Genomic DNA, 17572 nt, shown 5'->3' on the forward strand with positions numbered 1-17572 from the left:
TGAATCGCTATGTTCTTGGCAATGACGTTTTATTATTTAACTGGATTACTCCGTAATTTTCTAGTAATGATGTTAAAACTGATCAATGCAACAACATAAATAGAAATTACATAACTACAATATGAATAACGAAATATCGAATAATTTTATAAAATTATGGTGGCGTAGTACCGATCGCCAAATAGTTATTTCTTTAGTTATTTTATTTGCTTTTAGCTTAATGCTTGTGACTACTTCAGGTTCAGCAGTAGCAAGTAGAATAGGGCTTGAAGAAAATTATTTTGCATCTAGGCAAGTATTTTATCTAACAGCTGCCTCAGCTCTTATATTGTTATTTTCATGCTTTAATAAAAAATGGTTAAAGCGTTTTGCCATATTGGGTTTTATAGCTAGTGTAATTTTATTGATCGCTGTTAAATTCTTCGGTTATGAAGTGAAAGGAGCAACTAGGTGGATTAATATTGCTGGCTTATCTATTCAGCCGTCAGAGTTTATTAAGCCATTTTTTGCAGTCGTTACAGGCTGGATATTATCGTTAAAATTTAATGATGATTTCCCAAGCTTTACAGTTTGTTCTATACTTTACTTTATTGTTGCTATTCTCTTAATCATTCAACCAGATTTTGGAATGCTTGTGATGATTACGGCAGTTTTTGGTATTCAGCTTTTTATTGCTGGTATGCCGATATTTTGGATTGTTCTAGCGGGTTTTTTAGGAATGATAGGAGTAACTATTGCATATTTTTGGTTACCGCACGTTACGCAAAGGATTAACTTGTTCTTAGATCCTGATAGTAGTGAGAATTATCAAGTTAGCAAGTCTCTGAAAGCTTTTGAGCATGGTGGTTTATATGGTAAAGGTCCAGGGGAAGGGGCAGTAAAGCAGGTGCTACCTGATTCACATACTGATTTTATTTTTGCCGTTGCTGGGGAAGAATTTGGAGCTATTATTTGCCTTATAGTTATAGGTATATTTGCGTTTATAGTACTTAGAAGTCTTGCTAAGCTGTTAAATGAGCAAGATAAATTCGTCCAATTTGCTGCTAGCGGTATTGTTGCACAATTAGGGCTTCAGGCAATAATTAATATGGGCGTGACTTTGCATTTATTACCTACTAAGGGCATGACGCTGCCTTTTATTAGCTATGGCGGCTCTTCAACGCTTGCAATTGCTATAGCTACTGGTATGCTTCTTGGCTTTACTAAATACCGAACGCCGCTTGATTCGTACAAGATAAATAAAATAGAAATATGAAAAAGATAGTTTTAGTGGCAGGTGGAACAGGTGGGCATTTTTTTCCAGCAGTTGCTCTTGGGGAGGAGTTAATAAAAAGAAAATATGAAGTTCATTTTATTACGGATTTAAGGTGTGAGAAGTATATAAATCATGATACGGGATTAATTTTTCATGTCATAGATTTAAAACGACCAAAAAATATTTTATTATTCTTGCCGTTATTATCGCTAGCTATTTTTAAAGCTATTAAATTGTTATTTAGCCTTTCTCCCTCTGCTGTAGTAGGATTTGGTGGTTATCCGGTTGTTGCTTCAATGTTTGCAGCAATTTTTCTAAGAGTGCCGATTGTAATTCATGAGCAGAATTCTTATCTTGGAAAGGTTAATAGATTTTTTGCAAATTTTGCTAAGAAAATAGCAATTTCTTATAAAAATACTAAAAACTTGCCTGTAGTTGTAAAGAATAGAACAGTAGTTACTGGGGGGATAGTTAGAAAGAATATTAGAGGCTTGGATTCGGTGGTCAAGCGACGAAATGACAAAGACCGTACCTTTAAAATTTTTATCTTTGGCGGCAGTCAAGGAGCTAAATTATTTTCGGAGTTAATACCTGAAAGCATCAAAGCTTTAATGCAAAAGCAGCCAAATCTTAAACTGCATATAACTCAGCAAGCAGCACTTGAGGATCAAGTAAAAATAAAAAATATATACTCAAATTTAAATATTAATTACGAATTAGCTGAATTTTTTGATAATATGGCAAATCAATATAAAAATACTGATTTAGTAATTTCAAGAGCTGGAGCATCTACTATAGAAGAGCTAACTTATATAGGGTTGCCAGCAATTTTTATTCCGCTGCCAAGTGCTGCCGATAATCATCAATATCATAATGCAAAATTATTAGAAGATGAGAAATGTGGTTGGTGCATGAAGCAAGATGATATATCAAGTGAAAAATTAGCCGAAAAAATGTTTAAACTAATAAGTAATCCAAAGATACTAGAAAATACCTCGAAAAATCTATTAAAAAGAAGAAAAGAGGGTCATAAGTTGCTAAGTAACCTAATAGAAGAGCTAATTTAAACAATATAAGCTCTTTATTCTTGCAAGTTTGATTATTATGTGGCATTAATCATAATAGACTTTTTCATATGGCTTGTTTTTAAAGATAATTTGTCAAGTTATATAAATAAATCTAATTGAAGTTTTGGAATAATATATGTTGAAAAAAATTATAATATTATTTTTAGGTGTTTTTGTGCTGTCAGGTTGTACTGATAGCTTTAGAGGTTACTTCCAAAAATCTGCAAATAATAGGTTAGTTGATAGTAAAGGTTTTAAAGGTGGTAAAAGAAAACCTTTATATAATAATAAATATATTAGTTTAGCTAAAAAGAATATAGTTGAAGATAATCTTGACGATCCAGAGGATGACGATGACGATTATGATAATCCGTTAAGAGGGGAGCAAATTGATCCCGTCAAAAGAAATCGTGAGATATACCTTAAAATGATTAGACGAGATATGGAAAAATATAAAGCTGAATCAGGTGAATCTTCAGACGATGATAATATGACTTTAAGTAAAGCCAATAAGAAAGTTAGAAAGGACAATACTGATAAAGAAAGAAAAATGCAAGAAGAGCTAGACCAGATAAAGGCAATGCTAAGAGAAACTAAGCGTGATATATCAAAATATACTTGTCCAAATGCAACAGCAAATCAAAATTATGTACCTCCAGTTTCAAACTATGAACCTGTAGCACCAGTTAAAAATAATAAACCTTATAATAATAACTCTAAGGTAAAGCAAAAATTTATCCGTGAGGATGATGATTATAGTAGCAACGCTTGCTCTATTTAGTATACTCGTTTAATTTGAAAAATTGGTGTCGTTGTTTTTTGCTGATAATCCTCACGTATGTTAAGTACGCTGCGGTTATCAGCTTCAAGACCGATTCCTCTTTTCCGAATTAAACTTCGTCTACTGCTCATTTTTTATGGTTATATGTCTTCCTGTGGCGGCATTGCCTGCGTGGATTAGTTTTTCCCTTCATTCCGCAACTTGATCGATGTTGTTGCATGGCTCGAAAAATGCCCTAAGGTAGTCATCCCGTGGACAAGCCACGGGGATGACACAGTTGTAAAACCGATCCACGTTGGGCAAGCCTTAAGAGGGCATAAAATCGAATAAAAACTGTCTGGTACTATTTAACATTCCTCCCATAACCTATTGACTTTTCAGTATTCATATATAGAATCATAACCGGAGCTATCACGGCTTTTCAGGAGTGTAGAAACTCTAAACCCTAAGTGGTAGGCATCAACCCGTAAAATGATGTAATCCTCGACTTTATTAAGGTCGGGGGAGATCGTAGGCATGTTCAGAACTTAGAGCTTTGCTTTAAGCTTAAAACCTATGGTAGCTGACTTTGGGCAGTTTTTCTACCTCCCCGACCACCAAGGATTTTACTCTTCGGTGCTTTTAATTAATCGGGAGTCATCGAATGTCAAATCAAAATAAAAAATCTAATTATGAAATCGTATTAGCCTTTGTTGAAAAAGAAGTAAATAAGCTAAAAGACGAAATCGCACATTTATTAGAAAATCCCACAACAGAAGAAGATATTGAAAAAATAGAACAGCGTTTAGAGGAATTAGAGAGAATATTTTACGAAACTTGTTGATGATTGTCGCATTGCGGTATGGATCAATTTTCTCGTCATTGCGAGAAGAAACTGAAAGTTTCGACGAAGCAATCTCAGGAGTTCTTAGTACTGTTTCATGAGATTGCCACGCTCATTTCATTCGCTCGCAATGACGGAAAAGATCCCTATTTTACAAATACTAAATCACTATTTGATGAATCTTTAGAGCTATATTTATAACCCAAATACGAAAATTCTTTAAGTAGATCAGGGGAGTCGATTAGGTTATTGGCAATAAAATTTACCATATTTCCACGAGCTTTTTTAGCATTTATCCCAATAGTTGCTAACTTACCATTTCTATTTTCTTTAAAATGAATATTAATGTCCCCCTTCGGGGATCAAAAATCCCTCGCCTTTAGGCGAAGGGAAGATATAATGAAATTGCTTTAGCAATGAATTTATATCAAGAAATATGAGAAGTTATAGGAAGAATAGTCATAGTCAGTATGATTTAAAAGTGCATCTTATATGGATACCAAAATATAGGAAGAGAATATTGATAGGCAAAGTATCGGAAAGGACTAGAGATTTACTGAGGCAGATTTGTATGGAATGAAGTACATATAATTTCAGGGAAAATATCATGTGATCACGTACATATGTTTATCTCATATAAGCCGCAAATATCTCTTAGCAAGTTAGTACAGTATTTAAAAGGCATTAGCTCAAGAATTTTATTGCAAGAATTTACTCATTTACGAAAACAATTTTGGGGCAATCATTTGTGGGCTAGGGGCTATATGGCAGTCAGTTCAGGTAATATAACTGATGAAATGATACAGCACTATATTGATGAACAGGAAGGTGAACCTGTGAATGATGATCGATTTCTAATCGATTCCACTTTATAACCCCTCAGCTTATAGCTGAGGGTTGTTTAGTTATAGGATATTTTAACTTATCCTGATTTATTACAGATGAATATTCTTGCGATGCAAGATTAAGCAAATATTTATGTTTATGATGCTCAAGCGTCTGATTAATATAATTTGTAATCTCATCTTGCCAAAATTTGTTCAAATCATTTATCTCATTTAACTTTGTTGCCATCTCAAGCCGATAAGGTTTGATAGCATCGAGCGGCTTTAAAGCTCCATATAACCCTGATATGATAAGCAAATGCGATTGTAAAAAGTTTACTGCATCTTCGCTTAAATTTTCTGATTGTATATTATTAAAAACATCACCTGCATAAGCAAAAATAGCTGCTTTGCTGTCTTGCTTCTCAAAATTCTGAAATCTTTCTTTATTTAAATGTGCCAATTTCTCGCTGATATCCATAGTTTTAGATAGTTGAGCTTCAGAATAATTTTTAACTATAGAAAGTAGTTGATTTGTTATTTTGGGAAAAGCAGGGGAGGTTAGCTCCCCTTTAAAAGCTATTGGCTCAAAATTAAGAGTTTTAGCGGATGAGATAATAGTAAGCATTTAATGAACAGGAGGATTTGGCAATGTTGAAACAGTACTAGAAATATTTCTATTAGTATCGTTGACTGTTCTCATGATAGCATAGCTTGGATCACCATCAGCTTGCATTACTTCTTTTGACTTGGTGTTTTTTTGATTAGAACAGCCAGTTAAAGCCAAAGCAGCAAATAAAATTATTAAATATTTCATAATAAAATCCTTTTTATAAATTTCTTATTTAAGATAATGGCTTATGGTGATTATGTCAAGCTACAACCAAGAACCAGCTATTGACAAAATATTAAAATGCTGCTAGTAATTACAATACAAAATAATATGTTAAATTATTTATGATATCTTTGAAAGTTATTAGTTTAATACAAAATTGGCGTTGGCGTAGATAATATTTTTACGTTATGGGTGTATTATGCCCACTGCTCAATTATTAAATTATAACTTAATATAGGATATTAAAATGTCATGCCTTAATATTTTCTTAAGAGTCTTCTCTCTTTTATTTTCATTATTTTTCACTTTATCAGTTTATGCGACTCAAAAAAACGTCGCTGTTATTATTCCGCTTGAACATGCAGCAATGACTCAAATCGTAGCAGGCATTGAAGAATCACTTAAAGCTATAGATGCAAAAATTATAGTGAAAAATGCCCATGCTGATTCCAATATTTTACTTGCTATTATAAAACAAATTAAAGACCAAGATATTGACGTAATAATTCCGATCGGTACATCTGCTTGTCAAACTGTAATTTCACATATCCCTAATAAACCGATTGTTTGTGCGGCAGCTAAGATTGATAATAAAAATCTTCCCTTGGTTACTGGTGTTAATGATGAAATAAAAATTACCGATATTATCAATAAACTTTCTTTCCTACAAAATATCACTTTAATTTACAGCAGTAGCGAGAAAGTTATATCGGAAGTAGAGGAAATGGAAAGCTATGCGAAGAAAAATAATATCTCATTAAATCTTAAAATGGTACAGAACCTAAATGACTTACCAGTAGCTGTAAAGAATGCTCCCGAAAATACACAATGCTTTGTGATTTTAAAAGATCATTTAATAGTTAGCGGTATAAATATTTTAAAGCAAGAAGCCTTTAAACGGGATATTCCTATTATTGCCTCGGATGAAGGGTCGGTAATTAGCGGAGCAACCATTGCGGTAGGGGTGCAAGAAAAAGATATAGGCTTAAAAGTAGGCAATCAGGCAAAGCAAATTTTAGAATCGATAGCCCCTAAAGATATTCCGTTTCAAAATATGGATGAGCTAACTTTATTTGTTAATCTCAAATCCTTTATCAAACAAAAAATTCTTACCAAGGAAAATTTAGCTGCTCTTCCTTTTACCAAAAAAGAGTTGGAAGAGTAATATGATGAATCTTTTAGTTACTGCTCTTGAGCAATCTTTGATAATGTTGCCGCTTATTTTAGGAATGTATATCAGCTACAGGATTTTGAAAATTACCGATTTAACTGTAGATGGAACATATGTATTAGGTGCGGCAGTGTTTGCTAAATTTCTTTCATTTGGAATATTTACGGCATTAATACTTGCCGTAATAGCAGGAGGTGTTATTGGTGTTATAGTAAGCTTTATGCAGAAGAATAACCGTGTTAATAGCCTTACAGCGGGAATACTTGCCAGCTTTATGCTTTATTCGGTTAATTTGCAGATTATGCAGCGTCCTAACATATCGACACTAGGTATGCCAAGCTTACTCAATATATTTAATACCGAAAATTGGTTATTACCTTTGATGATAACAAACATTATTGTGATATTTGCGGTAGTAATTTTACTAAAAGGGCGATTAGGTCTAAGGCTTAGAGCATTTGGATTTAATAAAGATTTGCTTGCTATTTTAGGAAAGCCTGCCGAATTCTATCGTACGCTTGGGCTTAGCATAAGTAATCTACTTGCTGCATTAACTGGTACTATATCAGCACAAGTAAATGGTTTTGCCGATATTAATATGGGTTTTGGGGTAGCACTTGTTGGTATCGGTGCAATAGTTATAGGGCGACATATCCTAATTTGCAATAACAGCTTTGATACTTTTAAAGAAATATTTTCCTGTTTTATAGGTATATTATTTTACTTTATCACTTTAAGTATTTTACTCCGCCTCGGTATTGATCCTATAAATCTTAAGCTTATCTTAGGAATAGTGCTATTTATTTCTCTTCGTTCTGTAAAAAGAGAGGCTGTATGAAACCTTATTTATATGCCGAGAAAGTAGAGTTTAAAGTAAAAGATCGTAATGAACCGATAATATCGGAAACTACTTTAAATATTGCCGAAGAAGAGTTTGTTGTAGTGCTTGGAACTAATGGCAGCGGTAAATCTACTTTAACAAAAATTCTAGCAGGTTATTTAAAGCCGACTAGCGGGCAGGTGTTTTTAGATCAAGTACGAATTGATAAATTACCGCAATCGCAAAAAGCTAATATGTTAATAACTATAACTCAAAAAGCAGAAGATAGATTATTTTCGGAGTTAACTTTAGAAGAAAATATTACCCTATGGGAGAGCCGCTTTCCAGCAAATGAGCGTAAAACAAATGTGGAAGTATTAGAACTTATCGGTTTATCGAAATCTAAGCGTTTTTTATCACGTCTAACGCAGCCGCTTAGTAATTTTTCTGGTGGGGAGAAACAACTTATATTGCTCGCACTAGCTATTTCTCATCCGCCTAAAATATTATTTTTAGATGAACATACTGCAAGCCTTGACCCTAAAGCTTCGCATGAGGTGATGAAAAAAATGTCAGAGATTATTGATGAACATAAAATAACTGCCGTAATGATCACACATAATTTGGAAGATGCTGTAAATTATGGAAAAAGACTTATAGTTTTAGATAATGGTTAGGTAGTACAAGACTACCTAAAACCACTGGCTTTTTCTATGAGAGAATTGAAAAAGATATTAGGGTAGAAGTTTATAGTGAAGATTCTTTAGGATAAAGCCAAACAATTAACAATCCGATTAAAAGACCGAGATTTAGGAGTAAATTGTATTCCGTCATGGAAATGCCTAAAAGCTTAATTGCCGGTTTGGTGCAGGAAGTTATTGGCTGTGAATAAAGCATCTGTTTAATATGCTCGACAGATAAGCCTTTTGGGAAGCGAATCATGGACGAACAAAGGCTGCTTGGCTGAACTATTCCTCGCTCCACCATACTATGATAGGTTGATAATATGCATGAACTAAGTAGTGTTAAGAAAATAAATATTAAAGTGTATTTACTTAATTGCCTGATAATTAAAGCAGTTAGGCAAATTTTTATTAATGTTAGACAAGGGAATCTTTCGTAAACGCATAAAGGGCAGGGGGCGTAATGCAATATATACTCAGCAAAATAAGCAGTAGCAAGAGCTATTACGGAAATCGCAATTAAGCCTATATGCAGCATTTTATAGCTGTCTTTTCTTATGTAGTTTATAATAGTATTAAATGGCATATTTTTATTTTATAAAACGTCATTGCGAGAAGCGTATAATCTTGTTGCAGGGCTTGAAAAACGTTCTCTATGTCATTCCCAGCAACGGCGGGAATCCAGTTAACTATACTGTCACCCCGTGACTTGATCACGGGGTCTTTTATCACAGCCTGTGTCCTGAGATACCTAAGGTACAAGCTAGCTAGTATGACATAGGGGCTTTATGCTGGATTCCCGCCGTTGCTGGGAATGACACCAAGACATGTAACAAAGCCGAATCTCCTCGCAATGACATTAGTTTATTATTTAAAATTACAAAAAATTCAAGTGATATTTTACAATTAGCTAAATATAGTATATTGTCACTGATAATTAATTACAAGTATAAGAAAAATAAATGTCGGAAATTTTGGAAGATGCAATAAAGTCAAAAGCTTGGCCTTTTGAAGAAGCTAAAAAAATACTAGATAGCTTAAACGGAAAAGCTCCTGAAAAAGGTTATGTATTGTTTGAAACCGGTTATGGTCCATCAGGGTTGCCGCATATTGGGACTTTTGGTGAAAATGCCCGTATGGTAATGGTGCAGAAAGCGTTTGAACAATTATCCGATATAAAGACTAAGCTAATTTGTTTTTCTGATGATATGGATGGGCTTCGTAAAGTACCAAGCAATATCCCAAATCCTGAAATGGTAGCTGGATATATGGATATGCCGCTAACCTCTATTCCTGATCCTTTCGGCGAATGTGAAAGCTATGGGCATTATATGAATGCAAAGCTTCGCTCATTCCTTGATAAATTTGGCTTCGAGTATGAATTTTATAGCAGCACCGAGTGCTATAAAGCCGGTATGTTTGACGAAATGTTGATCAAAGTACTTGAGAAATATGACAAAATAATGGAGCTGATGCTACCGACTTTTAGAGAAGAGCGGAAAGCTACCTATTCACCTTTTATGCCCATTTGTCCGAAAACTGGCAAGGTACTGCAAGTACCTATACATAAATGGGATGCAAAACTTGGTACAATAACTTATAAAGATGAAAACGGTGAGACAATAGAAGTACCTGTAACAAAGGGTCATTGTAAATTACAGTGGAAGCCAGATTTTGGTATGCGTTGGGCAGCTTTGAAAGTCGATTATGAGATGTATGGAAAAGATCACTTAGCAAATGGTAGACTTTACTCTGAGATTTGCCGAATTCTAGGTGGAAAACCGCCAGTGCAACTATGTTATGAGCTGTTCTTAGACGAAAATGGTGAAAAAATATCGAAATCAAAAGGCAATAGTATTAGCGTTGATGATTGGCTTAAATATGCCCCTGTTGAAAGTATGGCTTTGTTTATGTACCAAAATCCTACAAGAGCTAAGAGGTTGTTTTTTGACGTAATACCTAAAAATGTTGACGAATATATTACCTTTAATCTAAAATATCATTTAGAAGAAGATAGATCAAAACGTTTTGCAAATCCGGTTTATCATATTCATCATGGAAATGTGCCTAAAATTGAGACTTTTGGTATTACTTACTCGCTATTATTGAACCTAACTTCTGTGTGTAATCCGTCCGATAAGTCGGTACTTTGGGGTTTTATTAGCAGATATGAACCAAAAGCGACGCCAAATAATAGTCCTTATCTTGACCACTTAGCAGAATTTGCTATAAGATATTATAATGATTTTGTTAAAGCACATAAATCATATTTAGCTCCGTCTGAAAAGCATAAAGCTATTTTGCAAGATATTTTAGATATGTTAAAAAGCTTGCCTGAGCAGATAGAAGCGGAAAGCATCCAAAAAGGAATTTATGATATCGGAATGAAAGCAAAGTATGAAAATTTGCGTGATTATTTCAAAGATTTATACCAGATATTACTTGGGCAAAGCGATGGTCCAAGACTTGGTACTTTCATAAAGCTTTATGGTATAAATGAAACTATGAAGTTGATTGAGGAAAAGTTGTAAAGGGTAATTTTTGTCATACCGCGACTTGATCGCGGTATCTAAAAACTAACTTATAAAGATACCGCGATCAAGTCGCGGTATGACATCAAAAATGAATGAATAATATTTTTTGCAGTACGTTGCCGATTTTTTTAATTACCTTACTTGGTAGTATTATAAAAAATAAATGGCTAACTTCAGAAGAATTTTGGCGTGGCATAGAGAAATTATCCTATTTTGTATTGTTTCCTGCAATGCTTTTTAACTATATCTCTACAGCTGATTTAAGCGTTACATCAATAATTAAATTAGTAATCGCTCTTGTTATTTCTACACTTCTTATTACGTTAGGTCTAATAATTTATCAAAGAAAATACAATATTGATGAGATAGAATTCACTTCTATTTTTCAAGGATCAATTCGTTATAATAGCTATATTTTCTTTGCAGCAGGCAGCCCTTTGCTTGGCTCTAGCGGTCTTTCTATCGTTGCTGTTATTTCTTCTTACATGATTATTTTTACCAATATTTTATCGGTAATGATTTTTGCATATTACGTTCCTGATAAGTCGGTCACTACTACCATTAGAACTAGTATTGTTTTAATGATTAAGCTAATCATACGCAACCCGCTTATTATTGCCAGCCTAGTAGGGTTTGTTTTTAATTATTCAAACCTTGAACTACATTTAGGTCTTAAAAAAACTTTAGATAGCCTTTCTAATGCTGCTTTAGCGATCGGCATGTTAAATGTTGGGGCAGGGCTTAATTTTACTATTAGACAAGAGCTTTTACATAGCATAGTATTTACGAGCTTTATTAAGTTAATTGCTTTTCCGTTAGTAAGTGTAGTAGTGCTATGGATGATGTCAATTAGCGGGATAGATAGATCGGTAGGTATATTATATAGCTCACTGCCATGTGCAAGCACTGCTTATGTTTTATCACGTCAGCTCGGCGGCAATCCTGATTCGATGGCATCGATCATAACATTTACAACTTTCTTCTCGGTAGTGACTATATCGATTATTATGTATTTGATGGGGTAATACTCGATGAACTTGCAAAATTGGCTGCGTCGTTCTACAAGTACTGCGGTGCTCACGTATTAAGTATACGCTCCGCTCCTCGTCTTGTGAACTCCTTGCTCTTTTCCAAGTTGATCTTCGTATTTTACTTGAAGTAAACAAACAAAACAGGAATATCTAAAAAATGGATGAAATGAACAAAATAAATTATACTGAAGCACTTGAATATCATCAAAAAGATAAACCAGGTAAAATTGCTATTTCTGCGACTAAGCCGCTTGTTACGCAGCATGATTTATCGCTGGCTTATTCTCCTGGTGTTGCGGCTCCCTGTCTTGAGATTGCTAAAAGTACTGATGAAATGTATAAATACACCGCACGTGGGAATCTGGTTGCTGTGATTTCTAATGGTACTGCGGTGCTTGGTCTTGGTAATTTAGGAGCTGCTGCCTCAAAGCCAGTTATGGAGGGTAAAGCGGTACTTTTTAAAAAATTTGCCGATATTGATGCAATCGACTTAGAAGTTGATACTAATGATCCAGAAGAGTTTATTAATGCTGTAAAATATCTTGGTTACAGTTTCGGCGGAATTAATCTTGAAGACATTAAAGCTCCTGAGTGTTTTGTTATTGAAGAGAAGCTGAAGTCTCTAATGGATATACCAGTGTTTCATGATGATCAACACGGAACGGCAATTATCACAGCAGCAGGACTAATAAATGCTGCTTATATTACTAACCGTAAGCTAGAGAATTTAAAAATAGTAGTTAATGGTGCGGGTGCTGCCGCTATTGCGTGTATTGATTTATTGATTGCACTTGGAGCGGATAAATCAAAAATTATTTTATGCGATACTAAAGGTGTTATTTATCAAGGTCGCACGGAGGGTATGAATAAATGGAAAGAGACTTATGCAAACAGCACACAGCTTAGAACTTTAGAAGAAGCATTAAAAGATGCGGATGTATTTATAGGATTATCCGTAAAAGGTGCAGTAACTAAAGAGATGGTTAGCAAAATGGCAAATAATCCGATTATTTTTGCTATGGCTAACCCTGATCCAGAAATTACGCCTGAAGAGATAAAGCAAGTTCGTAATGATGCGATTATAGCAACAGGTAGATCTGATTATAATAATCAGATTAACAATGTTATGGGTTTTCCTTATATTTTTAGGGGAGCATTAGACGTTAGAGCTAAAACCATTAATACAGAAATGAAAATAGCAGCAGCAAAAGCTATAGCAGAACTCGCTCGTAAGCCTGTGCCAGAGGAAGTATATAAGGCATATGCTGGACGTAAGATGATTTTCGGTAATGAATATATTATCCCTGTTCCGTTTGATCCTCGTTTAATTACAGTAGTGCCGGTAGCGGTAGCTAAAGCAGCCATAGATAGCGATGTTGCTAAAGTTTCTGATTTTAATCTCAATAAATATAAAAAAGAATTAGAAAGTAGACTAAACCCTACCTCTAACTATATGAATTTCTTATCTAAAAAAATCCATAATGCACCTCTAAAACGTATTATTTTTGCTGAAGGGGAAGAAGAAGAAGTAATCGTTGCTGCAATAATGATGCGGGATGAGAAATATGGAAACCCTATTTTAGTTGGTCGCATTGAGAGAATTGAAGCAAAGCTAAAGCAATTAGGGCATAATATTAGTTTAGATGGTATTACCATAATGAATGCTGCTTTAACTGATAAGTTAGATATATATATTGATTATTTATATAAAAGGCTGCAACGCAAAGGTTATTTATACCGAGATTGTGCTAAGCTCGTTAAAACCGATAAGAATATTTTCGCCGCTTGTATGCTTGCTTGTGGTGATGGTGATGCACTTTTAACGGGTGTTACAAAAAGCTATGTTGATAGTTTAGAAGATATACTAAAAGTTATTTCACGAAAGCCTAATCGTAGAATCTTAGGTTATTCTATCATGATTGCAAAAGACAATAATATTATTATTTCTGACAATTGTATTACTGAATATCCAAATAGTCACGAGCTTGCAGAAATAGCAGCTCAGACAGCAGAAATAGCTAAAGATATGGGAATTGTCCCACGTGTTGCACTTCTTTCATTTTCAAGCTTTGGCAATTCTTCTAAGGAAAAAACAGCTCGTATTCGTGAAGCAGTAAATATATTAGATAATTTTAGTGAAGATAAAGCAAAGCTTAATGATATGGATGTAGATTTTGAATATGATGGCGAAATGTCGGTTAAAGTTGCCTTAGATTCTAACTTACGTAAATTATATAAGTTTTGTAGGTTGTCTGGTCCTGCTAACGTGCTTATTATGCCAGGTTTAAACTCTGCTGCTATCTCTACTGAATTATTGCAAGAGTTTTCTTCGAATAGTTTCATAGGTCCTATAACAAATGGTTTTGAAAAGCCTGTTCAAATCCTGCAAGCCACGCTATCAGCAAGTGAAATACTAAAAATAGCAACTTTTGCTTGTATTGAGTCTATAAAATAGCTATATTAAAGATTAATAATAATTAACTTATGAGAGATAGTTATGGACCCCCTAATAAAAAGAGAAGTAATAAGTTCATTTAATGATAAACCTAAAGATGGAATCAGTAAGATTAAAGAATGGTGTGCTAGTAATAATAAAGATTTTGCAGAAGAGACAGCTAAGTTTTTTCGTGAGGAAAAAAATAATTTAGATTTAGTAGCTGTTGGGGATTATCTTGGAACAGATGGAGAAGATAATAAAAAAGTATTGGATCATTTTGTTAAACAATTTGATTTTAAAGATAAAAATTATTTGAAAAGTTTAAGAGAGTTTTTAAAGGCTTTTAAATTACCAGGTGAGGCTCAAAAAATAGATAGATTGGTTGAAAGTTTTGCCTCTAAATATCATGAGCAAAATACTACTACTGACATAAATCATGCAGACGCAGCTTTTATATCAGCTTACGCTACTGTAGGTCTTAATACTAATCTTCATAATCCTAGCGTAAAAGATAAATGGACAATTGATCAGTTTAAGGATCAACTAAGAGGTTTAAATACAGAAAGTAAATTGCAAGGAATTAAGAGTGGTAAAAATTTTAGCAATGAGTTCTTAGAAAATATTTATAATGGAATAAAGGCAGAGCCTTTTGAAGCAAATTTTATAGAAACTGCTACTGGTTATGAAATATCCGGTATAAGTTCACAAAATGATAAAACTTTTAAAAAACTAGATGATTTTTTAACAGGAAAAACAGATATAAAAAACGTTTTTTCTAATCTAGGAAATAATGTAACTGCCGAGCATAAACAACCAAAAACATGGCTTAATAAGTTTGCAGGTTATGAGGGTAGTATATCAGTTAAAGCAGGTAATGCAGAGGTAGAAATACAAGTTTATAAACCAAATATTTTATCAAAATGGTTTTTAGGAGAAAAAAGTAAACTTGTGATTCAGCCTAAAGGGGGATCAGAGCAATCTTTAAAATTAGCAGCTCAAATTGCAGCAAGTTTTGACACTAAAGTAACCTCTATTAAAGCAACATATGATTATCTAAAACAGGATTTAGAAAATTATTATAAAAACCCTGAACAAGAACTAAGAAAAGCAAATTCAGTGGCAGATCTTCATAATCAAATAAAAGAAACTACCGCAAAAGTACAACAAGCTGATCCAGAAATACCTGATACTAAAAGTATTCCTTTAGCCTCTGAAACAAATTTTCAAGATCTCAAACAAGCAGAGATAGGCATTCAGCCAGCAAAAACTCAACCAATAGAAGAGCTAAATCAACCAGTAAAAAAGCCAAAATTTAATTCGTTTGCAGAAGAGTTAGCTTGGAAAAATGCACAAAAAAAGCAAGCTATTAATGCTCCAGTAACTAAAAACGAAGAACCTAAAGCACAAATAGATAATCACAAAAAACGTTTAGAGGAATTAAAGCAAAAGCAGGAAGAACTAGAAAATAAAAAGAAAGAACTTGAAGAAAAAAAGGCTGATTCTAATACTCCTAAAGAAGAAAAATGGAAAATTAACAAGGAATTAGATGGAATTAGTAAACAACTTGAAAGCATAAAAAGGCAATATGATACTATAAATACTGCTGAAGAAAGAGAGAAACAATTTAATAAAAGTTCACAATCTACGGATTTAAAGGGTGAGCCTACAGCGGCTGACTTGCAGCTAAAAGGTGGTATGGCAGCAATCCAGCGTAGAAAAGAGCAAATAGCACGAGAAGAAGCTGCTAGTAAGGCTATAATTGCTAATAATCCAGCTACACAACCTCTAAAACCTGGTGTTATACCGCCTCCACCGCCACCTCCTCCGGGGAAAGGTGTTCCTATTCCTCCGCCTCCGCCACCTCCAATGCTAGGAAAGGGTGGGGCTGGTCCAAAACCATCTCCAATGCCTGCTATTCCACCGAAATTGCAAGAAACATTAAAAACTATACACACATCTCAAGATGGGAATAAGCAGCAAGGAAATAATAATTTTCAAGACGATCTAAGAAAAACTCTAGCAAGGAGAAATAGCCCAACACGTTAGATATAAATGTTGTGCTAAAAATCTTGGGTTTTAAAACAACATTTTGATAGTTAGTGATAAAGGTGAAAGATTGTTATCCCGTGGCTTGTTCAATAGTACTGGACAGTTATTATTCTATGTCATTCCTAGCTAGAAGCGGGAATCCAGCATAAAGCGAGATAAATCGAGCTTTTATATTCTAAAAATGCTATATTTAGATTTTTTTCTTGGATTCCCGCTTTCGCGGGAATGACACATAAGGTCACTTACACCTGAATAAAATATAACATTTTTTTTAAACTGTCCGGTACTATAGTAAACTGATTTGAACTTTGTGCTTCGTTGCTCGTCGTCTCGCCTATTATTATAGGCGTCGCTCCTCACGCCTGTCACAAAATTCAACTGAGTTTACTATATAGGACCAAGCCACGGGATGATACCGAAAGTGTTTTTTGATCTATGCAATAAGGCTTTTATATCATTCCCACAAAAACATTGCCTATGTGGATCGAGAGTCGCCATTGCGAGGAAATTACGAAGTAATTGACGAGGCAAGGAAGTAAAAAAATGCTAACTTTATAACATTTTTTATTATTTTTTACTTACAATTGCCACGCTCTTTGCAGTCGCTTGCAATGACGGAAAAACCGATCTATGCAGGGCAAGCCTTAAGTGGGAATGACATAGAATAAAAACTGTTTGGTACTATTGTTCTACTCTCATGCCTGTCACAAAAGTCAGTGTATTATTTTTTTGAATTGTAAAAATCTAAAATTGCTTTGCTCAATTCATGATTTAATACTGAAAAGTCTGTCGTATCAAAGCCCTTTCTTGGAATAATTATCATCGCAAGCTTTTTGAGATTAGAATTATTACAAATAAGCCTAATAAGATGTTTTATACGTCTTTTAATTTTATTACGTACTACAGCTTTTTTATTTAGCTTTTTGCTAACTTTTATTCCTAGGAAGGTATTATATTTTGATTCAAGAAAGATTTTTGGGATGTTCTTTGCTATCACCAAAATAAAATATTTTTCATGAAATTTTTTGCCAAGCTTATTTATAAGCTCAAATTCCTTTTGATTTTTTAAAGAGGTGATAAACAATTGAATAGGTCAGATTAGTATTTATGCGGATAGTTTTTTTCTGCCTTTAGCACGACGGTTTCTTAAAATTGCTCTTCCAGAGGGAGTAGCCATTCTAGCTCTAAAACCATGTCTTCTTTTTCTTACTAAATTACTAGGTTGAAATGTACGCTTCATAATATTTATACCAAACGAAAAT

The 17572-nt window shown here is 33.9% G+C and carries 16 protein-coding genes and 3 pseudogenes; 13 read left to right on the forward strand and 6 right to left on the reverse strand.

Going from position 1 to position 17572, the window contains the following annotated elements; all coding sequences use genetic code 11:
- The first annotated feature begins 121 nt into the window (after positions 1–121).
- The 4 genes from ftsW (at position 122) to BA173_RS06255 (ending at position 3926) form a co-directional block, all read left to right on the forward strand.
- Complete coding sequence (gene ftsW / locus BA173_RS06240) at positions 122–1255, forward strand: putative lipid II flippase FtsW (protein WP_016948330.1); 1134 nt, start codon at positions 122–124, stop codon at positions 1253–1255.
- Positions 1252–2322, forward strand: a complete 1071-nt coding sequence (gene murG, locus BA173_RS06245) for an undecaprenyldiphospho-muramoylpentapeptide beta-N-acetylglucosaminyltransferase (RefSeq protein WP_016948329.1) — start codon at positions 1252–1254, stop codon at positions 2320–2322. The genes ftsW and murG overlap by 4 nt, the downstream gene beginning before the upstream one ends.
- 136 nt (positions 2323–2458) lie before the next feature.
- Positions 2459–3103 (forward strand): hypothetical protein, encoded by a 645-nt coding sequence (locus BA173_RS06250; RefSeq protein ID WP_016948328.1) that lies wholly within the window; start codon positions 2459–2461, stop codon positions 3101–3103.
- Positions 3104–3746: 643 nt separating this feature from the next.
- On the forward strand, positions 3747–3926 hold the full coding sequence (locus tag BA173_RS06255) for a hypothetical protein (RefSeq protein WP_016948327.1): 180 nt from the start codon (positions 3747–3749) through the stop codon (positions 3924–3926).
- Positions 3927–4072: 146 nt separating this feature from the next.
- Here BA173_RS06255 and yaaA read toward each other — a convergent pair.
- A pseudogene (gene yaaA, locus BA173_RS06260) lies at positions 4073–4273 on the reverse strand (peroxide stress protein YaaA); the annotation flags it as partial.
- An 89-nt stretch (positions 4274–4362) separates the two neighbouring features.
- On the opposite strand from yaaA, the gene BA173_RS08750 reads away from it, so the two are divergent.
- Together BA173_RS08750 and tnpA are read left to right on the forward strand one after the other, a co-directional pair.
- Positions 4363–4506: a transposase gene (locus BA173_RS08750; RefSeq protein ID WP_250638356.1), complete on the forward strand. Its 144-nt coding sequence runs from the start codon at positions 4363–4365 to the stop codon at positions 4504–4506.
- A 43-nt stretch (positions 4507–4549) separates the two neighbouring features.
- The gene (gene tnpA, locus BA173_RS08755; protein WP_250638355.1) at positions 4550–4801 is read left to right on the forward strand and encodes an IS200/IS605 family transposase; all 252 of its coding nucleotides are present in this window, start codon (positions 4550–4552) and stop codon (positions 4799–4801) included.
- 31 nt (positions 4802–4832) lie between these two features.
- Here the strand turns inward: tnpA and BA173_RS06270 are convergent.
- Positions 4833–5378: pseudogene (locus BA173_RS06270) on the reverse strand (YaaA family protein); the annotation flags it as partial.
- Positions 5379–5570 (reverse strand): hypothetical protein, encoded by a 192-nt coding sequence (locus BA173_RS06275; RefSeq protein ID WP_068041308.1) that lies wholly within the window; start codon positions 5568–5570, stop codon positions 5379–5381.
- A gap of 262 nt (positions 5571–5832) precedes the next feature.
- On the opposite strand from BA173_RS06275, the gene BA173_RS06280 reads away from it, so the two are divergent.
- From BA173_RS06280 to BA173_RS06290, 3 genes and pseudogenes are all read left to right on the forward strand, one after another.
- Positions 5833–6750: an ABC transporter substrate binding protein gene (locus tag BA173_RS06280; protein ID WP_016948325.1), complete on the forward strand. Its 918-nt coding sequence runs from the start codon at positions 5833–5835 to the stop codon at positions 6748–6750.
- A 4-nt stretch (positions 6751–6754) separates the two neighbouring features.
- A complete protein-coding gene (locus BA173_RS06285) occupies positions 6755–7594 on the forward strand; it encodes an ABC transporter permease (protein ID WP_016948324.1) in 840 nt (279 codons plus the stop codon).
- Positions 7591–8319: pseudogene (locus BA173_RS06290) on the forward strand (ATP-binding cassette domain-containing protein). The gene BA173_RS06285 and the pseudogene BA173_RS06290 overlap by 4 nt, the downstream one beginning before the upstream one ends.
- 4 nt (positions 8320–8323) lie before the next feature.
- Here the strand turns inward: BA173_RS06290 and BA173_RS06295 are convergent.
- A complete protein-coding gene (locus BA173_RS06295; protein WP_068041312.1) occupies positions 8324–8845 on the reverse strand; it encodes a disulfide bond formation protein B in 522 nt (173 codons plus the stop codon).
- A 376-nt stretch (positions 8846–9221) separates the two neighbouring features.
- Here BA173_RS06295 and BA173_RS06300 point away from each other — a divergent pair, with 376 nt between their 5' ends.
- From BA173_RS06300 to ralF, 4 genes are all read left to right on the forward strand, one after another.
- Positions 9222–10790 (forward strand): lysine--tRNA ligase, encoded by a 1569-nt coding sequence (locus BA173_RS06300; RefSeq protein ID WP_016948322.1) that lies wholly within the window; start codon positions 9222–9224, stop codon positions 10788–10790.
- Positions 10791–10885: 95 nt separating this feature from the next.
- Positions 10886–11818, forward strand: a complete 933-nt coding sequence (locus BA173_RS06305) for an AEC family transporter (RefSeq protein ID WP_068041313.1) — start codon at positions 10886–10888, stop codon at positions 11816–11818.
- Between the two features lie 163 nt (positions 11819–11981).
- Positions 11982–14279 (forward strand): NADP-dependent malic enzyme, encoded by a 2298-nt coding sequence (locus tag BA173_RS06310; RefSeq protein ID WP_068041316.1) that lies wholly within the window; start codon positions 11982–11984, stop codon positions 14277–14279.
- A 42-nt stretch (positions 14280–14321) separates the two neighbouring features.
- Positions 14322–16307: a T4SS guanine nucleotide exchange effector RalF gene (gene ralF / locus BA173_RS06315; RefSeq protein ID WP_068041318.1), complete on the forward strand. Its 1986-nt coding sequence runs from the start codon at positions 14322–14324 to the stop codon at positions 16305–16307.
- A gap of 724 nt (positions 16308–17031) precedes the next feature.
- On the opposite strand, the gene rnpA is transcribed toward ralF, so the two are convergent.
- Together rnpA and rpmH are read right to left on the reverse strand one after the other, a co-directional pair.
- On the reverse strand, positions 17032–17394 hold the full coding sequence (gene rnpA / locus BA173_RS06320) for a ribonuclease P protein component (RefSeq protein ID WP_016947703.1): 363 nt from the start codon (positions 17392–17394) through the stop codon (positions 17032–17034).
- A gap of 21 nt (positions 17395–17415) precedes the next feature.
- On the reverse strand, positions 17416–17550 hold the full coding sequence (rpmH, locus tag BA173_RS06325) for a 50S ribosomal protein L34 (protein ID WP_016947702.1): 135 nt from the start codon (positions 17548–17550) through the stop codon (positions 17416–17418).
- Positions 17551–17572: the final 22 nt, after the last annotated feature.

The organism is Rickettsia sp. MEAM1 (Bemisia tabaci) (genome assembly GCF_002285905.1).
Lineage (GTDB): Bacteria > Pseudomonadota > Alphaproteobacteria > Rickettsiales > Rickettsiaceae > Rickettsia.

Bases quoted from the DNA above. Each gene is read 5' to 3' on its own strand.
- ftsW (WP_016948330.1), top strand. From the start codon at position 122: ATGAATAACGAAATATCGAATAATTTTATAAAATTATGGTGGCGTAGT.
- murG (WP_016948329.1), top strand. From the start codon at position 1,252: ATGAAAAAGATAGTTTTAGTGGCAGGTGGAACAGGTGGGCATTTTTTT.
- BA173_RS06250 (WP_016948328.1), top strand. From the start codon at position 2,459: ATGTTGAAAAAAATTATAATATTATTTTTAGGTGTTTTTGTGCTGTCA.
- BA173_RS06255 (WP_016948327.1), top strand. From the start codon at position 3,747: ATGTCAAATCAAAATAAAAAATCTAATTATGAAATCGTATTAGCCTTT.
- BA173_RS08750 (WP_250638356.1), top strand. From the start codon at position 4,363: ATGAGAAGTTATAGGAAGAATAGTCATAGTCAGTATGATTTAAAAGTG.
- tnpA (WP_250638355.1), top strand. From the start codon at position 4,550: ATGTTTATCTCATATAAGCCGCAAATATCTCTTAGCAAGTTAGTACAG.
- BA173_RS06280 (WP_016948325.1), top strand. From the start codon at position 5,833: ATGTCATGCCTTAATATTTTCTTAAGAGTCTTCTCTCTTTTATTTTCA.
- BA173_RS06285 (WP_016948324.1), top strand. From the start codon at position 6,755: ATGAATCTTTTAGTTACTGCTCTTGAGCAATCTTTGATAATGTTGCCG.
- BA173_RS06295 (WP_068041312.1), bottom strand. From the start codon at position 8,845: ATGCCATTTAATACTATTATAAACTACATAAGAAAAGACAGCTATAAA.
- BA173_RS06300 (WP_016948322.1), top strand. From the start codon at position 9,222: ATGTCGGAAATTTTGGAAGATGCAATAAAGTCAAAAGCTTGGCCTTTT.
- BA173_RS06305 (WP_068041313.1), top strand. From the start codon at position 10,886: ATGAATAATATTTTTTGCAGTACGTTGCCGATTTTTTTAATTACCTTA.
- BA173_RS06310 (WP_068041316.1), top strand. From the start codon at position 11,982: ATGGATGAAATGAACAAAATAAATTATACTGAAGCACTTGAATATCAT.
- ralF (WP_068041318.1), top strand. From the start codon at position 14,322: ATGGACCCCCTAATAAAAAGAGAAGTAATAAGTTCATTTAATGATAAA.
- rpmH (WP_016947702.1), bottom strand. From the start codon at position 17,550: ATGAAGCGTACATTTCAACCTAGTAATTTAGTAAGAAAAAGAAGACAT.